This window comes from Ottowia cancrivicina, assembly GCF_029813755.1.
In the GTDB taxonomy this organism is placed as follows: Bacteria; Pseudomonadota; Gammaproteobacteria; order Burkholderiales; family Burkholderiaceae_C; genus Ottowia; species Ottowia massiliensis.
In genome coordinates, this window is sequence record NZ_JARVII010000115.1 from 1 (window position 1) to 351 (window position 351).

The 351-nt window shown below is 67.8% G+C and carries 1 protein-coding gene; it reads right to left on the reverse strand.

The annotated features are described in order from the left end of the window. The coding region (locus tag QB898_RS13545) for a hypothetical protein (protein ID WP_279525331.1) at window positions 1-351 on the reverse strand (351 nt) is incomplete at both ends.

A 351-nucleotide genomic window follows, 5' to 3' on the forward strand; every position in this document is an offset into this window, starting at 1 on the left:
CCGCCATTTCCTGCGCGGCGGGATCGGCCAGCAGCATTTCCATTGTGGCGATTTCAATGGGGGAAGCCGTGGGCGCCGAGCCGGAAACTGCGCCGCAAGCGCCGACGGGCGAAACGGGCGCCAGCTGCTCGCCGCCGATGATGGGGGGCGAAGGCTTGTAGGCAATAGGCTCCAGATCCATCGGCACTTGCACGGGGGCCTTGTGATTGAAGATCAGCCCGGAAACGGGGCCGGGAGCTGGCCCGGCAACCGTGGCGATGGGCGAGGCAGACAGATGAACCGCAGGCTTGTGCGCGATGGGCTGGGCGGCCAGGTCCGTCAGCGTGGCGCCGGGTGTGAGCGGTACGTCAG